14 protein-coding genes are annotated in these 17,927 nt (G+C 72.7%); 2 read left to right on the forward strand and 12 right to left on the reverse strand.

The window, feature by feature from the left end:
- Positions 1-177: 177 nt before the first annotated feature.
- The 4 genes from DEP02_RS05285 to DEP02_RS05300 all read right to left on the reverse strand — a co-directional run bounded on the left by DEP02_RS05285 (position 178) and on the right by DEP02_RS05300 (position 8,091).
- Positions 178-570 (reverse strand): STAS domain-containing protein, encoded by a 393-nt coding sequence (locus DEP02_RS05285; protein WP_112466156.1) that lies wholly within the window; start codon positions 568-570, stop codon positions 178-180.
- Positions 571-734: 164 nt separating this feature from the next.
- A complete protein-coding gene (locus DEP02_RS05290; protein WP_112466157.1) occupies positions 735-1,619 on the reverse strand; it encodes an SDR family oxidoreductase in 885 nt (294 codons plus the stop codon).
- Between the two features lie 243 nt (positions 1,620-1,862).
- Complete coding sequence (locus DEP02_RS05295; RefSeq protein WP_112466158.1) at positions 1,863-4,262, reverse strand: SpoIIE family protein phosphatase; 2,400 nt, start codon at positions 4,260-4,262, stop codon at positions 1,863-1,865.
- Positions 4,263-4,362: 100 nt separating this feature from the next.
- The gene (locus tag DEP02_RS05300; RefSeq protein WP_112466159.1) at positions 4,363-8,091 is read right to left on the reverse strand and encodes a hybrid sensor histidine kinase/response regulator; all 3,729 of its coding nucleotides are present in this window, start codon (positions 8,089-8,091) and stop codon (positions 4,363-4,365) included.
- Positions 8,092-8,370: 279 nt separating this feature from the next.
- On the opposite strand from DEP02_RS05300, the gene DEP02_RS05305 reads away from it, so the two are divergent.
- Positions 8,371-8,742 carry a PRC-barrel domain containing protein gene (locus DEP02_RS05305; RefSeq protein WP_112466160.1) on the forward strand — a complete coding sequence of 124 codons (372 nt, stop codon included), beginning with the start codon at positions 8,371-8,373 and terminating at the stop codon, positions 8,740-8,742.
- Between the two features lie 25 nt (positions 8,743-8,767).
- Here DEP02_RS05305 and DEP02_RS05310 read toward each other — a convergent pair whose 3' ends face one another.
- From DEP02_RS05310 to DEP02_RS05330, 4 genes are all read right to left on the reverse strand, one after another.
- The gene (locus DEP02_RS05310) at positions 8,768-9,199 is read right to left on the reverse strand and encodes an ATP-binding protein (protein ID WP_112466161.1); all 432 of its coding nucleotides are present in this window, start codon (positions 9,197-9,199) and stop codon (positions 8,768-8,770) included.
- An 83-nt stretch (positions 9,200-9,282) separates the two neighbouring features.
- Positions 9,283-9,573, reverse strand: a complete 291-nt coding sequence (locus tag DEP02_RS05315) for a hypothetical protein (RefSeq protein ID WP_112466162.1) — start codon at positions 9,571-9,573, stop codon at positions 9,283-9,285.
- Between the two features lie 189 nt (positions 9,574-9,762).
- Positions 9,763-10,212: a hypothetical protein gene (locus DEP02_RS35775; protein ID WP_438947726.1), complete on the reverse strand. Its 450-nt coding sequence runs from the start codon at positions 10,210-10,212 to the stop codon at positions 9,763-9,765.
- 161 nt (positions 10,213-10,373) lie between these two features.
- Positions 10,374-12,281 (reverse strand): AMP-dependent synthetase/ligase, encoded by a 1,908-nt coding sequence (locus tag DEP02_RS05330; RefSeq protein ID WP_112466164.1) that lies wholly within the window; start codon positions 12,279-12,281, stop codon positions 10,374-10,376.
- 152 nt (positions 12,282-12,433) lie between these two features.
- Between DEP02_RS05330 and DEP02_RS05335 the strand changes: the two genes are divergently transcribed.
- A complete protein-coding gene (locus DEP02_RS05335) occupies positions 12,434-12,667 on the forward strand; it encodes a DUF6480 family protein (protein WP_112466165.1) in 234 nt (77 codons plus the stop codon).
- A 13-nt stretch (positions 12,668-12,680) separates the two neighbouring features.
- On the opposite strand, the gene DEP02_RS05340 is transcribed toward DEP02_RS05335, so the two are convergent.
- The 4 genes from DEP02_RS05340 to DEP02_RS05355 form a co-directional block, all read right to left on the reverse strand.
- The gene (locus tag DEP02_RS05340) at positions 12,681-13,769 is read right to left on the reverse strand and encodes a glutamate--cysteine ligase 2 (RefSeq protein WP_112466166.1); all 1,089 of its coding nucleotides are present in this window, start codon (positions 13,767-13,769) and stop codon (positions 12,681-12,683) included.
- A 131-nt stretch (positions 13,770-13,900) separates the two neighbouring features.
- Positions 13,901-16,126, reverse strand: a complete 2,226-nt coding sequence (gene glgB, locus DEP02_RS05345; RefSeq protein ID WP_112466167.1) for a 1,4-alpha-glucan branching enzyme — start codon at positions 16,124-16,126, stop codon at positions 13,901-13,903.
- A gap of 4 nt (positions 16,127-16,130) precedes the next feature.
- Positions 16,131-17,519: a maltokinase N-terminal cap-like domain-containing protein gene (locus DEP02_RS05350; protein ID WP_112466168.1), complete on the reverse strand. Its 1,389-nt coding sequence runs from the start codon at positions 17,517-17,519 to the stop codon at positions 16,131-16,133.
- Between the two features lie 32 nt (positions 17,520-17,551).
- Positions 17,552-17,927, reverse strand: a 376-nt coding sequence (locus tag DEP02_RS05355) for an alpha-glucosidase C-terminal domain-containing protein (RefSeq protein ID WP_198668291.1), incomplete at its 5' end; no start/stop codon positions are given.

Consider the following 17,927-nt stretch of genomic DNA (forward strand, 5'->3'; position numbering starts at 1 on the left):
GGCCGGCGGCAGCCGCCGGGGCACGGCCACCGAGTGCACGCCCGGCGGTCACGAGTGTGTTCACGATGTCGTCGGTACCGGTTGGTCCCGCCCGCTGCCCGCAGGCGGTGGGTCTCGTACGACGGCCGGCCGGACGGCGTCCGTACCGCCCGACGGCCGGGCTTCGGCCCGCGCCGCTCAGCCCTGCCGCTCCTCGTTCTCCTCCGGCTGCCGGTCCACCAGGGCGAGTGCGTCGTCGGCGGTCCTGGAGACCGGGACCGTGATGCTGACGCCCGTGAGGTCGAGGATCCGGCGCACGGCCGGGGTGGGGGCGATGATGTGCACGCTGCCCGGCCGGTCGCGGACCTCCTGGTACACGCGCAGGATGATGTTCATACCGGAGGAGTCCATGAAGGGCACGCCGGACAGATCGAGCAGGAAGTGCCGCCGGCCGTGGTGGAGCTGGTTGGCCAGATGGGCCTGCAGCTCGGTCGCGGTGTCGACGTCCAGGTAGCCCTCGACCGTGAGCAGGGCGACGTCCTCCCGGACCAGGGTGACCTCGACGGACAGCGGGTTCTGGGCAATGGGCACAAGTACCTCCAACGAGAGCCGACGGCGAGTGCTGGTTACCCCCGCCGGCGACTTCGACGCACACCGGTTCCGTGACCGGACTCCCGCAGCCGCCGCCGGTGGTGACCGCACCGCGCCCCGCGCCTACCCCCCGAACCGAAGGCTCATGCGTGCCCGGAGGATTCCTACGGCAGCGGCGTGCCCCCGGTGGCGTTGAGCACCTCGGCCGTGATGAAGCTCGCCCGCTGCGAGGCGAGGAAGACGTAGGCCGGCGCCATCTCGGCCGGCTGGGCGGGCCGCCCGAGCGGCGCCTGCTTGCCGAACTCCCTGGTGTCCGGCAGCGTCGCGGGGATCAGCGGTGTCCACACCGGCCCCGGAGCGACGGCGTTGACGCGGATCCCGTCCGACGCCACCATCCGCGCCAGCCCCTGGGTGAACGTGACGATCCCGCCCTTGGTCATGGCGTAGTCCAGCAGGTGCGGACTCGGCTTGTACGCCTGCACGGACGTGGTGTTGATGATCGAGGCCCCGGGGCTCATGTGCGGCAGGGACATCCTGCACAGCCAGAACATGCCGTACAGGTTGGTGCGCACCACCCGGTCGAACTGCTCGGTGGAGACGGCGCCGATGCCGTCCGGCTGGGACATCTGGTACGCCGCGTTGTTGACCAGCACGTCGACGCGGCCGAACTCCGCCACCGTACGGTCCACCAGCTCCCGGCACTGCCGCTCCTCACGGATGTCGCAGGCGACCGGTACCGCCGTGCGTCCGGCCTCCTCGACCAGCCGGGCGGTCTCCCGTGCCTCCTTCTCCTCCTCCGGCAGATGGGTGAGGACCACGTCGGCGCCCTCGCGGGCGAAGGCGATCGCCACGGCCCGGCCGATGCCCGAGTCGCCGCCGGTCAGCAGGGTCTTGCGGTCGGTGAGCAGACCGCTGCCCCGGTACGACTCCTCCCCGTGGTCCGGCGGCGGGTCCATCGGCCCGGTCCAGCCGGGGTGCTCCTGGTCCTGCTGCGGGAACTCCGGCCGGGGATGCCGGGTCGTCGGGTCCTGCGGGCGGTCGTCGGCCATGGCTGCACCTCCGTGGGGTACGCCCGTGAACGGCGGGCGTACGTCGCCGCGTCCAAGTGCCCCGGAACGCACGACACACACCGGCGAAACGGGCACCACCACCGGACCCGGCGCGCACCCGGACCACCCGCCGTGATTTTTCCGCCGCGACGGCACCCGGTCACAGCGGCGCGGCCCGGCGGAGCCGGACCGGTCCCCGCCGGACGGGCGCCAGGCGGTCAGGGGCGCCGGCCCCGGACGGGACTACCCGACCCGGATGCCCACGATGCAGGTGTCGTCGTCCGTGTCCGACCTGCTGTAGGTCAGCAGGCGGTCCAGTTGCTGGTCGAGGGTCCTGGGCGCGCTGCCGGCCGTGGCCAGCAGGTGGGTCAGCGACTCCTCCACGGTGCGGTCCCGGCGCTCGATCAGGCCGTCGGTGTACATCAGCAGCGTGTCCTCCGGCGCGAACTGCACCTCGGCCTCCTCGTAGGAGGCCTCCGCCACGGCACCCAGCAGCATGCCCTTGACCAGCGGCAGCGCCGCCGCCCGACGGCCGCGGACCACCACGGGCGGCAGGTGACCGGCCCGCGCCCAGCGCAGCATGCGCCGCCGGGGGTCGTACAGCGCGCAGACCGCGGTCGCGGTGACGGCACCGGTCAGGTGGTGCGCCACGATGTTCAGCCACGACAGCAGCTGGCCCGGCCCGGCCCCGGTCACGGCGAGCCCCCGCAGCGCGTTGCGCAGCACCACCATGCTGGTCGCGGCCTCGATGCCGTGGCCGGCCACGTCGCCCACGCACAGCAGCACCAGCCCGGAGGGCAGCACCACGGCGTCGTACCAGTCGCCGCCCACCAGCTGTTCGGTCTCCGCCGGCCGGTAGCGCACGGCGACCTCCAGGCCCGGCGCCCGCAGCGGCGCCTGGGTCGGCGGCATGATGGCGTGCTGCAGTTGCAGGGTCAGCCGGTTGCGTTCGGTCGCCTGCTGCTCGGTGTGCGCCAGCCGGTCCCGGGTGGCGGCGAGCGCCACCTCCGTCCAGTGCTGGGCGGAGATGTCCTGGTAGGCCCCGCGGACGACGAACAGGCGGCCGTCGGTGTCCAGCACCGGCTCGGCGACCACCCGGATGTGCCGGGTCACCCCGTCGGGCCGCTGCAGCCGGAAGGCGGCCGAGGCCGGCCGGCGGTGGTGCAGCAGGGTGCGCAGGAACCGGCCGATGGTCACGGCGTCGTCCGGGTGCGCGTGCGCCTGCAGCTCCTCCAGCGGCACCGGGCTGCCCGACGGGGCGCGGCCGTAGAGGCTGAACAGCTCGTCGTTCCAGGTGATCTCACCCGTCAGCAGGTTCTCCTCGAACCCGCCGATCCGGCCCAGCCGCTGAGCGTGCTGCAGCAGGCTGGCCAGCCGTGCCGTCTCGTCCTCGATGCGCCAGATCAGCAGCACGCTGTTGCCGTGTCGGCTGATGCTGATGTCCGCGACCGCCGACAGCGACACCTGGTCCACCAGCGCGGTCAGCTGCATGCGGTGCGCCCGGAACGGCTCACCGGTGGCGTACACCCGCTCCACCCGCTGGAACAGCTCGCTCTTCCCGGCGGACATCGGGTAGGCCTCCAGCAGCAGCGCGCCGCTGACCACCGCGCGCGGCCGGCCGGCCGGGTCGAGGAAGCGGCTGTTGACGTGCTGGATGCGGAAGTCCACCAGCTGCCCGGAGCCGTCGATGCACGGCACGAGCACCAGCGCCGGGTCGTGCAGCCCGTCGGCCAGGTCCATCAGCTCGGCGGCGTCCGGCAGCACCCGCGGCTCCTGGCCCGGGGCCTGGAGCCGCGTGTACGTCTCCAGCGTGTGCGCGCACAGCTCGGCCAGGGCCTCCACCTGGCGCACGACCTGCGGCGGCTGCGGCTGAAGCGGCCCCGGCCAGGCGATCTCCAGCACCCCGTGGATACGGCCCCCGGTGCCGGCGGGTACCGCCACCCGGCCGCCGTCCGGGTACACGTGCCGGCCGATGGTGGGCAGGCCGGTCCCCGCGAGCGAGGCGAACCACTGCCCCGTGCGCTCGGTGAGCCCCCGGCGGGCCACCGTGGCCACCTCCGGCGGCACATACCGCCAGCGGGTGGCCTCGGCCGGGGAGAAACCGGCGCTGCCGGCCAGGGTGAGCGAGCCGTCGGCGTCCGCCGCCCAGACCGCCACCGCCACCGCGCCGAGCGGGTGCAGCGCGTGCTGCAGCAGGGAGTCGGCGACGGCCTGGGTGTCGTCCGCGGCCAGCGCCCCGCTCTCCGCGGTGCGCAGCCGCACGGCCGAGTCGCGCTCGGCGGCCCCCGCCGCGGCGGCCAGGAAGGCGTCGGTGACCTCGGCCATCCGGTCGCGGGCGGCCTGGTTGATGACCTCCACCGCGAACTCCAGCGGTGTCACCCCGGCCTGCTCGGTCAGCTCCGCGAGCTGCCGGGCGGCCTGCGCCGGACCGCAGCCCAGACGCTCGACCAGGATGCCCTTGGCGAGTTCGATCAGAGCCCGGCCCTCGGCCTCCGCCTGCGCCGTGCGGACCTCGCGGCGCAGCCGTTCCACCGTTGCGGCCAGCCTGCCGACGGGAGAGGTCGGGGAGACGCCCGCCAGGTCCAGGGGCTCCGGACGCGGCTCGGCGGCGGCCGGCTCACGTGGCTGCTCGGTCGTGCTCACGATGCGAAGGCTCCTCGGCTGGACGACACCGGTGCGCGGACCGTGCCGCGCCGGGCTGAGCCCCCCGCCCCGCCGGCGGGCGGGACGGGCACCGACGCGCTCACGCGTTCAGCCAGCGCCGGACGCAGGCGATCAGGTCGTGGGTGTCGACGGGTTTGGTGACGTAGTCGCTCGCGCCCGAGGCCAGGGACTTCTCCCGGTCTCCCGGCATCGCCTTGGCGGTGACGGCGATGATGGGCAGCTCGGCGTACCGCGGCAGCTTGCGGATCTCCATCGTGGCCGTGTACCCGTCCATCTCCGGCATCATCACGTCCATCAGCACCATCGCGATGTCGGGGTGGGCGAGCAGCGTCTCGATGCCCTTGCGTCCGTTCTCCGCGTGCAGCACCCGGAAGCCGTACATCTCCAGGATCCCGCTGAGCGCGAACAGGTTGCGCGCGTCGTCGTCGACGACGAGGACGGTACGGCCCCGGAAGGTGTCGTCGACGGGTGGCGCGAGGTCCTGCGGGTCCTCGGACCGGACCAGGGACAGCACGTCCCCGGGCTCCTCCGCCGACAGGTGCAGGGCGATGCGTTCGCGCAGCTCGTCCAGGCTGGACAGGCACTCCAGCGAGCCGTCGTCCGCGTGCGAGCGCAGCGCCTCCGCCCGGGCCACGTCCGGGCGGTGACCGCTGTGCACGAGCACCGGTACGCCCGTCAGCCCCGAGTCGCCCTGGAGCGCCCGCAGGAACCGGGACGCCTCGCCCCCGGGCATGTCCAGGTCGAGGACCACGCAGTGGCACGGTTCGGCGGCCAGCGCGCCCGCCGCCTCCTGCGCCCCCACGGCGGTGATGACGTCCACCGCTGGCAGCCGGCCGTCGTCGTCCGGGCTGTGCCGGGCCACGTCGGTGACCACGCTCTCGGCGACCAGGGTCAGCAGCCCGCGCGTCCGCTCCTCCACGACCAGCAGCCGGCGCCGGCGCTGCCCGGCCGCCGGGCCCGCGGGCTGCGGTGCGGCGACCGGGGTGGCCGTGGCCGCGGGGACGAGCTCGGCCGGCTCCTTCTGCGGGGAGTGGCCGGTGCCGAGCAACTGCTCGAAGTCGGGCCGGGCCACGGGCAGGAAGAGCGTGAAAGTGCTGCCCCGGCCGGGCGCGCTGTCCACGGCGACCCCGCCACCGAGCAGTTGGGCGATCTCCCGCGTGATGGACAGCCCCAGGCCCGTCCCGCCGTACTTGCGGCTGGTGGTGCCGTCCGCCTGCTGGAAGGCGCCGAAGATCGACTCCAGGTGCTGCTCCGGGATGCCGATGCCGGTGTCCCTGACCCGGAACGCCACGACGGCGCCGCCCCGGACGACCCCCCGGGGCACCTCGTCGTCCGCCGCGGGTTCGATGCACAGCTCGACACCGCCCTGCTCGGTGAACTTCACCGCGTTGGACAGCAGGTTGCGCAGGACCTGACGCAGCCGGGACTCGTCGGTGAGCAGGTCGGCGGGCGCCCCCGCCGCGGTGCTCACCCCGAACTCCAGGCCCTTCTGGGACGTCATCGGCCGGAAGGTGGCCTCGACGTACTCGATCAGCCGGCGCAGCGACACCCGCTCGGGGGTGACGTCCATCTTGCCGGCCTCGACCTTCGACAGGTCGAGGATGTCGTTGATCAGCTGCAGCAGATCGCTGCCCGCGGAGTGGATGATGCCCGCGTACTCCACCTGCTTGGGGGTGAGGTTGCGCGAGGGGTTCTGGGCGAGCAACTGGGCGAGGATGAGCAGGCTGTTGAGCGGAGTGCGCAGCTCGTGGCTCATGTTCGCCAGGAACTCCGACTTGTACTTCGAGGCCAGCGACAACTGCTGGGCGCGGGCCTCGAGTTCCTGCCGGGCCTGTTCGATCTGCAGGTTCTTCGCCTCGATGTCGCGGTTCTGCGCCGCCAGCAGTGAGGCCTTCTCCTCCAGTTCGGCGTTGGAGTGCTGCAGCTCCTCCTGCTGGGTCTGCAACTCGGCGGAGCGGGCCTGGAGTTCGGCCGTCAGCCGCTGCGACTCGTCCAGCAGTTCGTCGGTCCGGGCGTTGGCCACGATCGTATTGACGTTGACCCCGATGGCCTCCCGCAACTGCTCCAGGAAGTCCCGGTGGATCGGCTTGAACGGGGTGACCGCCGCCAGCTCGATCACACCGAGGACCTGGTCCTCGAACAGGATCGGCAGCAGGACCAGCGCGGCCGGCACGGCCTCGCCGAGGCCGGAGGAGATGGTGACGTAGCCCTGGGGCAGCTCGTCGACCGTGATGGTACGGCGGCTGCGCGCGGCCTGGCCGACCAGGGAGCGGCCGAAGGAGAAGCGGGTGGGGCGGGTGTCGTCGTCGGGACGACCGTAGGAGCCGACGAGCCGCAGCCGTGCTCCGCGCTCGCTCTCCTCGGCGAGGTAGAAGGCGCCGTACTGGGCCGACACCAGGGGAGTGAGCTCCTCCATGATCAGTTCGGCCACGACGGGCAGGTCGCGGTGGCCCTGCATCAGGCCGGTGATCCGCGCCAGGTTGGTCTTGAGCCAGTCCTGCTCCTGGTTGGCCCGGGTGGTCTCGCGCAGGGACTCCACCATGGAGTTGATGTTGTCCTTGAGCTCGGCGACCTCGCCGGAGGCCTCCACCGTGATCGACCGGGTCAGGTCGCCCTCGGCCACGGCGCTGGCCACCTCGGCGATCGCCCGCACCTGGCGGGTGAGGTTGCCGGCCAGCTCGTTGACGTTCTTCGTCAGCCGCTTCCAGGTGCCCGAGACGCCCTCCACCTCGGCCTGGCCGCCGAGGCGTCCTTCGGTGCCGACCTCGCGGGCGACGCGGGTGACCTCGTCGGCGAAGGCGGAGAGCTGGTCGACCATCGTGTTGATGGTCGTCTTCAGCTCCAGGATCTCCCCGCGCGCATAGACGTCGATCTTCTTCGACAGGTCGCCCCGGGCCACCGCGGTCGTCACCAGCGCGATGTTGCGCACCTGGCCGGTGAGGTTGTCCGCCATCGAGTTGACGTTGTCGGTGAGGTCCTTCCAGGTGCCCGAGACGCCCTTGACGTCGGCCTGGCCGCCGAGGCGTCCTTCGGTGCCGACCTCGCGGGCGACGCGGGTGACCTCGTCGGCGAACGCGGACAGCGTGTCGACCATCGTGTTGATCACGCCGGCGAGGGCGGCGACCTCGCCCTCGGCCTCGATCGTGATCTTCCGGGACAGGTCGCCCCGGGCCACGGCGGTGGCGACCTGCGCGATGGAACGGACCTGACCGGTCAGGTTCGACGCCATCACGTTGACGTTGTCGGTGAGGTCCTTCCAGGTGCCCGAGACGCCCTTGACGTCGGCCTGGCCGCCGAGGCGTCCTTCGGTGCCGACCTCGCGGGCGACGCGGGTGACCTCGTCGGCGAAGGCGGAGAGCTGGTCGACCATCGTGTTGACGGTCTCCTTCAGCTGCAGGATCTCGCCGCGCGCCGGCACGTCGATCTTCTGCGACAGATCGCCCTTGGCGACCGCCGTCGCCACCTGGGCGATGTCACGGACCTGGGTGGTCAGATTGCCCGCCATGGCGTTGACCGAGTCGGTCAGATCGGCCCAGGTCCCGGAGACACCGGGCACCTCCGCCTGCCCGCCGAGCGTCCCCTCGGTGCCGACCTCCCGGGCCACCCGGGTGACCTCAGAGGTGAACACGGACAGCTGGTCGACCATGCCGTTGAACACGGTCGCGATGTCACCCATGAGCCCGTCGGCGTCCTCGGGCAGACGTGTGCCGAAGTCGCCGTCCCGCACGGCCGTCAGGCCCGCCAGGAGCTGCCTCAGCTCCCGGTCGCCCGGCACGGTGTCGACGGCCTCGGTCCTGTCGCTGGTCATGCGTACCCTCGTCCCGCTCCCCAGGGAGTCCTCGGCAGTGAGGACTCGTCAACCTCGTCGGACCGTGGCGGGCCCGCGTGTGGTGCGCCGGCATTTCCGCATGTCACGGATCTGCACGATGACAAAATACGTGGCAGGCTAACCCGCTCGGGCGGCACCGGACAAAACACTGCGCCCAGGACCTCGTTTTTCCTCCGGTGGGAGCCGCCGCCGCGCCGAATGCGACCGTCCCAACAGGGTAGTTGCTGCTGTGAGAGCCGACGGACCGGAAGGAACAGTGTGACCATCGACATCATCTGGTCGTATCCGCCGCGGATCGGTCCCGCCGAGGGGCTGGACCTGACCGGCTTCACCGTCGTCGCTGCCGACGGCGCGATCGGCCATGTGGACAGGGAAGCCGACCCCTTCGGGATGCGGCACCTGGTCGTGGACACCGGAGTGTGGGTGTTCGGCCGGAGCGTGCTGGTGCCGGCGGGCGTGGTGACCGGCATCGACCCGCAGGAGCGCCGCATATCGGTGGCCTGCTCCAGGGGCGAGATCAAGGCGGCGCCCCGCTTCAGGACCGACAGCGAGACGAGGGACCGGGACTATCTGACCCGCGTGGGGGAGTACTACCACCGGCTGCCGCCCCGCGAGCCGAGCACGGCCTGAGGGCGGGCGGGACGCCGCCCCGCCGTCACCAGGGCAGGAAGACGTGCACGTCCTTGCCGCGGTCGTGCACGACCACACTGACCTGGTCGCACAGGGTGTGCACCAGGTGCCAGCCGATACCGCCGCCCCGGCTGGGGTGGAACGGGCGCGGGGCCGGCGGCGTGGTGCTGGTGTCGCTCAGCGTGACGTGCACCCCGTCGAAGGTCCGGCGCATCCGCAGTGCGAAGGGGCCCGGCGCGTACTGCACCGCGTTCGCCGCGAGCTCCGTGACGACCAGCAGGATGTCGTCCCAGTGCTCCGGGGCCGCCGGCAGCGAGGCCCGCGAGAGGTCGTCGAGGAACTCCTCCGCGGCGAGCCGCGCACCCGTCACATGGTGCAGCTCACCCGTGAAGCGGGCGGTGCGACTCGGAATCCCCTCGGTGGCCAGTGTGTCGTCCCAACGCGGCTCGGTTGCCATCTCGCCTTCCCGGCCCGGCGTGAGCAGGGCGTCGTCCTTTCTTTCCCTTCCGTCCCACTGTCTTGTTCCCGTGCGCGCAGAGCCTACGCGTCCACATCCACCCGCGAGGGGCGCCCTGCCTCCGGCAAAAGGTTCCGGTACCGGGCGGGCGCCGGGGCCGGGCGTCGGGCGGCTGCTCCGCGGGTGCGCATACGGGCGTCGTGGATCGTGCCGTGGGACTCCCAGGAGGACAGGCAGCAGGTCTCGTGGAGCTCCTGCCTGGCGCGGGCCGTGGGGGAGTTGCTCCCCGGCACCCGCGCCGCACGGGCGGCGAGGAGACGGCGGTGGGAGCGGCCCGCGCGGGTCACCGCGGTGAGCAGGAGCAGGAACGCCACGGTCAGGACGGCGGCGGGCGCGCGCAGACGGTCGGCGATGCTCCACCGCGTCCACCGCGTCCACCGCGTCCACCGCGTCCACCGCGTCCACCGCGCCCACGGCGACGGCCGGCAGGACCCGGAGGAGTCGGCGGCGGCGGCGGTGGTGCGTCATGGCGGAACTCCTTCGCGCGGATCGGCGACACGGGTTCATTGCTCCGCCTGCGACGAACCGGCGGATGCAAACCCGCGCCGCCCGGGCACTCGGCCGAGGACCGTCCAGGACACCCCGCGGCCGACCGCCGGCAGGACCGTCGGGAGCAGCAGGCCGGCGATGCCCGGGACGACGGCGATGGGCCCCAGGAACGGATCGAGGGCGACCACGCCGACCACGCCGATCAGGCCGATCAGGCCGAGGGCGAAGGAGGCGACAGCCATGCCTTCGGCGTCCCTCCGGCAGGTGTTCCGCCCCGGCGGTGCGGTCAGCCGCATCGCTCCCGCCCTCCCCGCTCGACCGCGCCGCCGGCGTTCACGGACGGTGAACACCGCCGGCCGTACGACGACGACCGTGCTCAGGACCATGGTGACGGGCCACGGGAGGCGGGCCACCGACCCGAGGACGACGGCCGGCAACAGCGGTGCCGCGGCGAGGAACAGCACGGCTCACCTCCCGCTGCGCGCACGAACGGGACCACGGGCATGGGGGTTGTCGGATGCGTGCGACAACAGGTTTCCCCCGCGGCCGACGTCACTCCCGCCGCCGGCGGTGTTGTCCGGGACCCGTGCCCGACCCCCTTGGTGACGAGGCGACTTGCCCGCGCTCAGCGGAAGACGTTGTCGGAGTCGTCCCAGTCGGCCGTCGGATCGTTCGCCGCGGGCCGCCGCGGAGGGCGCGCACGCGCCGCGTACATGGCGTCGATCTCGGCCGCGTAGTGCGCCACTATGGCGTCCCGGCGCAGCTTCATGGACGGCGTGAGCAGCCCGCTGGCCACGTCGAAGGGCTCCGGCAGCACCCGGAAGACCCGGATGGACTCCGAGCGCGAGACGGTGCTGTTGGCCGCGGCGACCGCCCGCCCGATCTCCTCCCGCAGCGCGTTCTCCTCGCGCGTCTCACGCCCCGGCACGTCGCCCTGCAGGGCCTGGGCCGCACGCCAGTGCACCAGGAAGTCCGGGTCCAGCGTGATCAGCGCCCCCACGCACGGCCGGTTGTCGCCCACGACCACCGCCTGGTGGACCAGCGGATGCATCCGCAGGCGCTGCTCCAGCGGGGCCGGAGCCACGCTCTTGCCGCCGCTGGTGATGATGATGTCCTTCTTGCGTCCGGTGATCGTCAGATAGCCCTCGGAGTCCAGGTGCCCGATGTCACCGGTGGCCAGCCGGCCGCCGTACAGCGCGGCCCGGGTCGCGGCCTCGTCGCCCACGTACCCCTGGAACACCGACGGCCCCTGCACCAGGATCTCCCCGTCGTCCGCGACCTCGATCGTCGTGCCCGGCAGGGCCTTGCCGACGGTCCCCGACTTCTCCCGGCCCAGCGGCTGCATGGTGATTCCGCCGGCGGTCTCGGTCAGCCCGTACCCGTCGTGCACGTAGATGCCGATGCCCTCGTAGAACAGGGAGAGTTCACGATTGAGCGGGGAGCCGCCGGAGGTGGCGCGCACCACTCTGCCGCCCAGCGCGGCCCGCAGCTTGCGGTACACCGTCCGTTCGTACAGGGCGTGCTGCAGCCGCAGGTCGAACCCGGGGCCCGGGCCGCGGCCCAGCCGCTGCCGCTCCTGCGCCGTGGCGAAGTCCCGCGCCGTGTCGGCGGCCCGCTCGAACAGTGCGCTGCGGCCCGCCTGCTGGGACGCGCGCAGGAAGTTCTTGTAGATCTTCTCGAAGACGGACGGCACGGCGTAGAAGTACGTCGGCCGGAACGTCCGCAGCGCCGACGCCAGCGCCTCCTCGTCCAGCTCGGGCTCGTGGCCCATCAGGATGCCGCCGCGGACGCAGATGCCCTGGATCATCAGCCCGTACACGTGCGAGAACGGCAGGAAGGCGAGCACCGATGCCTGCTCGCCGGGCGGCGCCGCGGTGTGACCCCAGCCGGCCAGCAGCGTGTCGCAGGGGCTCGCCATCGCCCGGTGGCTCAGCGCGCATCCCAGGGCGCGGCCCGAGGTGCCGGAGGTGTAGGCGATCACGGCGGTCGCGTCCGGCAGCACGATCCGGCGCAGCGAGTCGACAGTGGTCGGGGGCACCACGGCACCCCGCTGCACCAGCTGCTCCAACACCCCGGCGTCCAGCTGCCACACGTGCTGCAGCCGGGGCAGCCCCGCGCACACCGAGCCGACCGTCATCACGCCCTGCTCGTCCTCGACGACGACGGCCACGCACGCGGAGTCCCGAAGGACCCACTCGACCTGGTCCCGCGAGGAGGTCGGACAGAGCGGGACGACCTCCGCGCCGACCGCCCACAGCGCGTACGCCAGGACCGTCCACTCGTACCGGGTGCGGGCCATGACGGCCACGCGGTGCCCCGGCGAGATCCCGGAGGCGACCAGGCCCCTGGCCAGGTCGCGCACCTCGTCGCGCAGTTCCACGGCGGTCACCTCCTCCCACACCGGGGAGGAGGGATCCGTGCGGCGCGCGAGCACCGGCAGGGTGGGACGTGTCCGGGCGGTCTCGAAGACGCTGTCGGCGAGCCCACCGGTCAGCGAGGCGACCGCGGAGGGAGCGAGGGCGAAGTCGGGCATGCGCTGCTCCTGGAGTTTACGGAGGGTGACCCTGCCGATGAGTACCGTTGTCGACGCGGCTCGAATGTAGCCCAGGTCAGCGCGTCGGGGCCACGGAACCGGGAAGCGACGCCGTTTTGTTGATCTCGTCCCGTTCGGGGGACCCGGCAGACATGAGTTACGTCAATCCCGATCCCGAACCCGAACGGACCCCCGGACTGGAGTCCGGGGGCGGTGTGCCGCCCGGAGAGACCCCGCCCGCCGAGAGCAGCATGCCCGAGGCGGGGCCCCGGCAGCCGGACAGCACGTCCAGGGGCTGGGCGAAGGCCCCGCTCTTCCTCATCCTCCTCCTCGTCCTGGTGGTCGCCGTCGGCTTCCTGACGTACGCCCTGGGCCTGATCCTCTGACTCCCCCTGTGACTCACCCCTGGGTGCGGCGCACGCACTCCGTGACGACCTTCCGCAGGCTGCCGGTCCGCTCCATCAGCTCGCGCTGCACCCGGGCACCGCCGCCGCCGCGCAGCAGCCCGTCCACGGCCTCGCGCGCCCGCTCCAGGTCACCGGTGTCGGCGAGCGCGTCGGAGACATGGTCCAGCAGGCCCCGCACCACCGACCGAGCGGGCAGCCGCCGCATGGTCCGCGGGTGGAGCAGTTCCCGGGCCGGCCCCGCCCGGGCGGCCTGCCACGCCGCCAGCCGCAGCAGGCTCACACTGTGGTCCACCGGTTCCCGGCCGGCCCGCCACTCCCGGGCGGCGGTCTCCACCAGGCCGCGGGCGAGGGTGGCGAGGAGCTGGGCGGTCTCCGCGTGCAGGCACACGTCCGCGACCCGGATCTCCACCGTCGGGTACCGCTCGGACAGCCGCGCGTCGAAGTACGCCATCTTCTCGTCGAGGATGACCCCGGTGGCCACCATGTCCGCCACCCGCCGGTGGTACCGCTCCGGCGACCCGAACAACTCGGTCGGTCCGGCCGACGGCCAGCGCTCCCACACCCGGCTGCGGTAGCTGTCGTAGCAGGTGTCCTCGCCCTGCCAGAACGGGGAGTTGGCGCTGATCGCCAGCAGCACGGGCAGCCAGGGGCGGATGCGGTCCACGACCGCGACCCCCTCCTCGTCCGACTCCACGGCCACGTGCACGTGCATGCCGCAGACGAGCTGTTCCCGGGTGGCGATGCCGTACTGGTCGGCCAGCCACTGGTAGCGGCGGTTCATGCTGATGGTGGGGCTGACCGGCAGCGGGGAGGTGGCCAGCGCGGCCACCGCGCAGCCGATCTCCCCCGCGTGCCGGGCCGCCTCCTTGCGGCAGCGGACGATCTCCGCGCCGAGTTCCGCCATGTCCGTGCGGGGATGCGTGGCGAACTCCAGCATCTGGCCGTACAGCTCCTTCTCGAACACGCCCTGGTCCGCGTCGTCCGCCTCGGCCCGCGCGAGCACCGCCGCGGACAGCGCCCTCGGCTCACCGCTCCCCGGGTCGACCAGGAGAAGCTCCTCCTCCACTCCGACGGTCCGCACCGCTCGCCGCCCTTCCGTCCGCCACGACCGCGGCGGGGCACCGGGTCGTAGCCCCCGACTGCCCCGGGACGGCGGCCGGACACCTGGGTGTGCGGAGGGATCCGGCGGCCGGCCCGGGAGGGTCCCGTCGCTCAGCCGGTGTACGGCGTGAGCCAGACCGTGGCCAGCGGTGGCAGCGTGAGGCGGAGGTGTCCGTCCTCCGGTTTGACCGGGTCGGGGTTGGTGACGCCGCTGCCGCCGTAGCGGGCCGCGTCGGTGTTGAGGACCTCGCACCAGGCGGTGACGTCGACGGGCACGTCCAGGCGGTAACCGTCGCGGACGACCGGGGAGAAGTTCGACACCGCGAGCAGCGGGGCGCCCTCGGCGTCGTGGCGCAGGAACGCGTAGACGTTGTCGTCGGCCGCGTCCACGGCCACCCAGCGAAAGCCCTCGGGCCGGGTGTCGCGCTGCCACAGGGCCGGGGTCGCCCGGTAGAGCCTGTTCAGGTCGCGCACCAGGTCCTGCACGCCGCGGTGGTCGCCCGCGGCGCAGTAGCCCTCGTCGAGCAGCCACCACTCGGGCCCGTGCTGCTCGGAGAACTCGCCGCCCTGGGCGAACTCCTGGCCCATGAACAGCAGCTGCTTGCCGGGGTGGGCCCACATGAAGCCGAGGTACGCGCGGTGGTCGGCACGCCGCTGCCACCAGTCGCCGGGCATCTTCGACACCAGCGCCTGCTTGCCGTGCACCACCTCGTCGTGGGAGATCGGCAGCACGTAGTTCTCGCTGTAGGCGTACACCATCGCGAAGGTCATCTCGTGGTGGTGGTACTTGCGGTGCACCGGCTCCTTGCTCATGTACTGCAGCGAGTCGTGCATCCAGCCCATGTTCCACTTCAGCCCGAAGCCGAGGCCCCCGGAGTCGGTCGGCGCGGTCACCCCGCCCCAGGCGGTGGACTCCTCGGCGATGGTCACCACCCCCGGCACCCGCCGGTACACGGTGGCGTTCATCTCCTGCAGGAACGCCACCGCGTCCAGGTCCTCCCGGCCGCCGTGCACATTGGGCGTCCACTGGCCGGAGTCCCGCGAGTAGTCGAGGTAGAGCATGGAGGCCACCGCGTCCACGCGCAGGCCGTCGATGTGGAACTCCTCGCACCAGTACACGGCGTTCGCGACCAGGAAGTTGCGCACCTCCGTGCGGGCGAAGTCGAACTCGTACGTCCCCCAGTCGGGGTGCTCGGCGCGCTGCGCGTTGCCCGGCTCGTACAGCGGGTCCCCGTCGAAGCGGGCCAGCGCCCAGTCGTCCTTCGGAAAGTGGGCCGGCACCCAGTCCATGATCACGCCGATGCCGGCCCGGTGGCAGGAGTCCACGAAGTACCGGAAGTCGTCGGGGGAGCCGAGGCGGGCGGTCGGCGCGTAGTACGACGTGACCTGGTAGCCCCAGGAGGGACCGTAGGGGTGCTCGGCGACCGGCATCAGCTCCACGTGGGTGAAGCCCATGTCCTTGACGTACGCGGGGAGCCGCTCGGCGAGCTGACGGTACGTCAGTCCGGGCTGCCAGGACGGCAGATGTACCTCGTACACCGAGAACGGCGCCTCGTGCACGGGTGTGTCCCCGCGGTGGGCCATCCACTCCTGATCGCCCCACTCGTGGTGCGTGGCCGTCACGATCGACGCGGTGTCGGGCGGCACCTCGGTGCGCCGCGCCATCGGGTCGGCCTTCAGGAACCGGCTGCCGTACTGCGAGGTGATCTCGAACTTGTACCGGGTGCCCTCGCCGATGCCCGGCAGGAACAGCTCCCACACACCCGCGGAACCGAGCGAGCGCATCGGGAACGCGGTGCCGTCCCAGTGGGTGAAGTCCCCGGCCACCCGCACCCCCCGGGCGTTCGGCGCCCACACCGTGAACCGGGTGCCGGTCACACCCTGATGGGTCATCGGCTCGGCGCCGAGCGCCTTCCACAGCTGCTCGTGCCGGCCCTCCCTGATCAGGTGCAGGTCGAGCTCGCCGAGGGCGGGCAGGAAGCGGTACGGGTCGTGGACCTCGTACGCGTCCTCGCCATAGACCACCACCAGCGTGTACGCGGGAATCTCCGGCAGCGGCAGTACGGCCGAGAACAGGCCGTCGCCCTCCGACACGAGTGCGGTGCGCTCGCCGTCGATCACCACGCTCACCGCGTCGGCGAACGGACGCAGCGTCCGGAAGGCGATCCCGCCCGGCACCGGATGCGCGCCCAGCAGCGCGTGCGGGTCGTGGTGGGCGCCGGACAGCAGGCGCTCACGGTCGGCGGGCTCCAGGGGCGGAGCCGCGGTGCCCGCTCCCGCCGCGGAGGGCGGGACGGGGCCGGGCGGCTCGGGACGTGACGTGTCGCGCAGTGCCACGGGTTCAGCCTCCTCTCACGGCGAGACGTTCGATCGCCGCCATGGGTACGGCGAGCCAGTCGGGGCGGTGCCGGGCCTCGTACAGCACTTCGTACACGGCACGGTCCGTCTCGTAGGCCCGCAGCAGGGCGTGTTTCTTACGGGGGTCCCAGCCGGACCGGGAGGCGTAGCCGGCGCAGTACGCCTCCCGGCAGCGGCGCGCCCACTCCGGGCGCCAGGGGCGGCGCTGCCGGGCGGCGTAGTCGAAGGAGCGCAGCATGCCCGCCACGTCCCGCACCGGGGACTCGGCCAGGCGGCGCTCGGCGAGCGGACGGGACGGCTCGCCCTCGAAGTCGATGACGAACCACTCGCGCCCCGCCCGCAGCACCTGCCCCAGGTGCAGGTCGCCGTGCACACGCTGGGCGGGCGGCCCGGCGTCGCAGTTGGCCAGCGCCGCGAACGCGGTCCGCAGCCGGGTCGCGTACGGTCTGAGCGCGGGCACGCTGTGCGCCGCGGCCTCCAGCCGCTCGGTCATCGCCGCCGCCGTCCGCGCCACCTCCCGGTGCCCGCCGGTCGGGAAGGCACCGGCCAGCGCCAGGTGCACCTCCGCGGTCGCCTGCCCCAGCTGGTGCGCCTGAGTGGCGAAGTCGTCACCGGTGGCCAGCGCCCGCAGGGCCAGCGTCCAGCCGTCGGCCGCGTCGCACAGGAACGGCTGGAGCACACCGAGCGTCGCCGCCTCCGGCTCGGTGGTACGGAACCACGCCACCGGGGCGGGGACGCGGCTGCAGCCCTGCCGGGCCAGCGCCCAGGGCACCTCCAGGTCCGGATTGACGCCCGGCTGGATGCGGCGGAAGACCTTCAGGATGAACCCGTCGCCGTACACGATCGAGGAGTTGGACTGCTCGGCGTCCAGCAGCCGGGGCACCAGGCCGCCGGGGATCCGCACGGACGGGTCCGCCTCGAAGCGCAGCGGGCCGGACGTGCCGGGGTGGCGCAGCCGCTCCAGGAGCAGCTGCGCCGAACGCGGGTCGCACAGCGCGTCGTAGATCGCGAGGCCGGCCAGCGGGCCCTCCGCGGGAAGGCCGATGAAGGCCCGGTGCAGGCGCGGGGCCGGCTGCTGCCGTACGCCGAGCAGCAGCTGGTAGCAGTCGGCGGGCGGCGGCACGGACGTGCCGGCCGGAGCGGGCACGGTGCCGTGGCCGGTGGGGACTCCCGCGTGTTCGGCGTGGACCAGCAGGTGCAGGCAGCCCGGGAACAGCTCCGTCATCGACAGCAGGCGCAGGTCGGTGACGGGCCGGTCCTTGCCGGCGAACCAGCGCTGCTGCGGCAGCCATGCCCGCAGCAGCGAACCGAGCGAGGCCATGGGCCCGGCCAGGCTCCCGACGGTCGGCGTCAGGGATGCGGTCTTCGGCATGGTCACGCCTCCTTTCGTCGGCCGCACGGTGGTCAGACCCGTCGGCCGATCCGGGATGCGACTTTGGTGAGCCGGAACCAGTAGAAGCCGTGCCCCGCCAGGGTCAGCAGATAGGGGAGCTCACCGATCGCGGGGAAGCGGACCCCGCCGATGAGCTCGACCGGGTGCCGCCCGTCGAAGGCGCTCAGGTCGAGTTCGGTGGGCTGGGCGAAGCGGGAGAAGTTGTTGACGCACAGGACCAGGTCGTCCCGGTGCTCGCGCAGGAAGGCGAGCACGGCCGGGTTGGAGGACTGGAGTTCGGTGTACGAGCCGAGCCCGAAGGCGCGGTTCTGCTTGCGGATCTCGATCATGCGGCGGGTCCAGTGCAGCAGCGAGGACGGCGAGGACATCGACGCCTCGACGTTGGTG

The sequence above is a fragment of the Streptomyces triticisoli genome (assembly GCF_003270085.1).
In the GTDB taxonomy this organism is placed as follows: Bacteria; Actinomycetota; Actinomycetes; order Streptomycetales; family Streptomycetaceae; genus Streptomyces; species Streptomyces triticisoli.

Bases quoted from the DNA above. Each gene is read 5' to 3' on its own strand.
- DEP02_RS05290 (WP_112466157.1), bottom strand. From the start codon at position 1,619: ATGGCCGACGACCGCCCGCAGGACCCGACGACCCGGCATCCCCGGCCG.
- DEP02_RS05300 (WP_112466159.1), bottom strand. From the start codon at position 8,091: ATGACCAGCGACAGGACCGAGGCCGTCGACACCGTGCCGGGCGACCGG.
- DEP02_RS05310 (WP_112466161.1), bottom strand. From the start codon at position 9,199: ATGGCAACCGAGCCGCGTTGGGACGACACACTGGCCACCGAGGGGATT.
- DEP02_RS05330 (WP_112466164.1), bottom strand. From the start codon at position 12,281: ATGCCCGACTTCGCCCTCGCTCCCTCCGCGGTCGCCTCGCTGACCGGT.
- DEP02_RS05335 (WP_112466165.1), top strand. From the start codon at position 12,434: ATGAGTTACGTCAATCCCGATCCCGAACCCGAACGGACCCCCGGACTG.
- DEP02_RS05350 (WP_112466168.1), bottom strand. From the start codon at position 17,519: ATGCCGAAGACCGCATCCCTGACGCCGACCGTCGGGAGCCTGGCCGGG.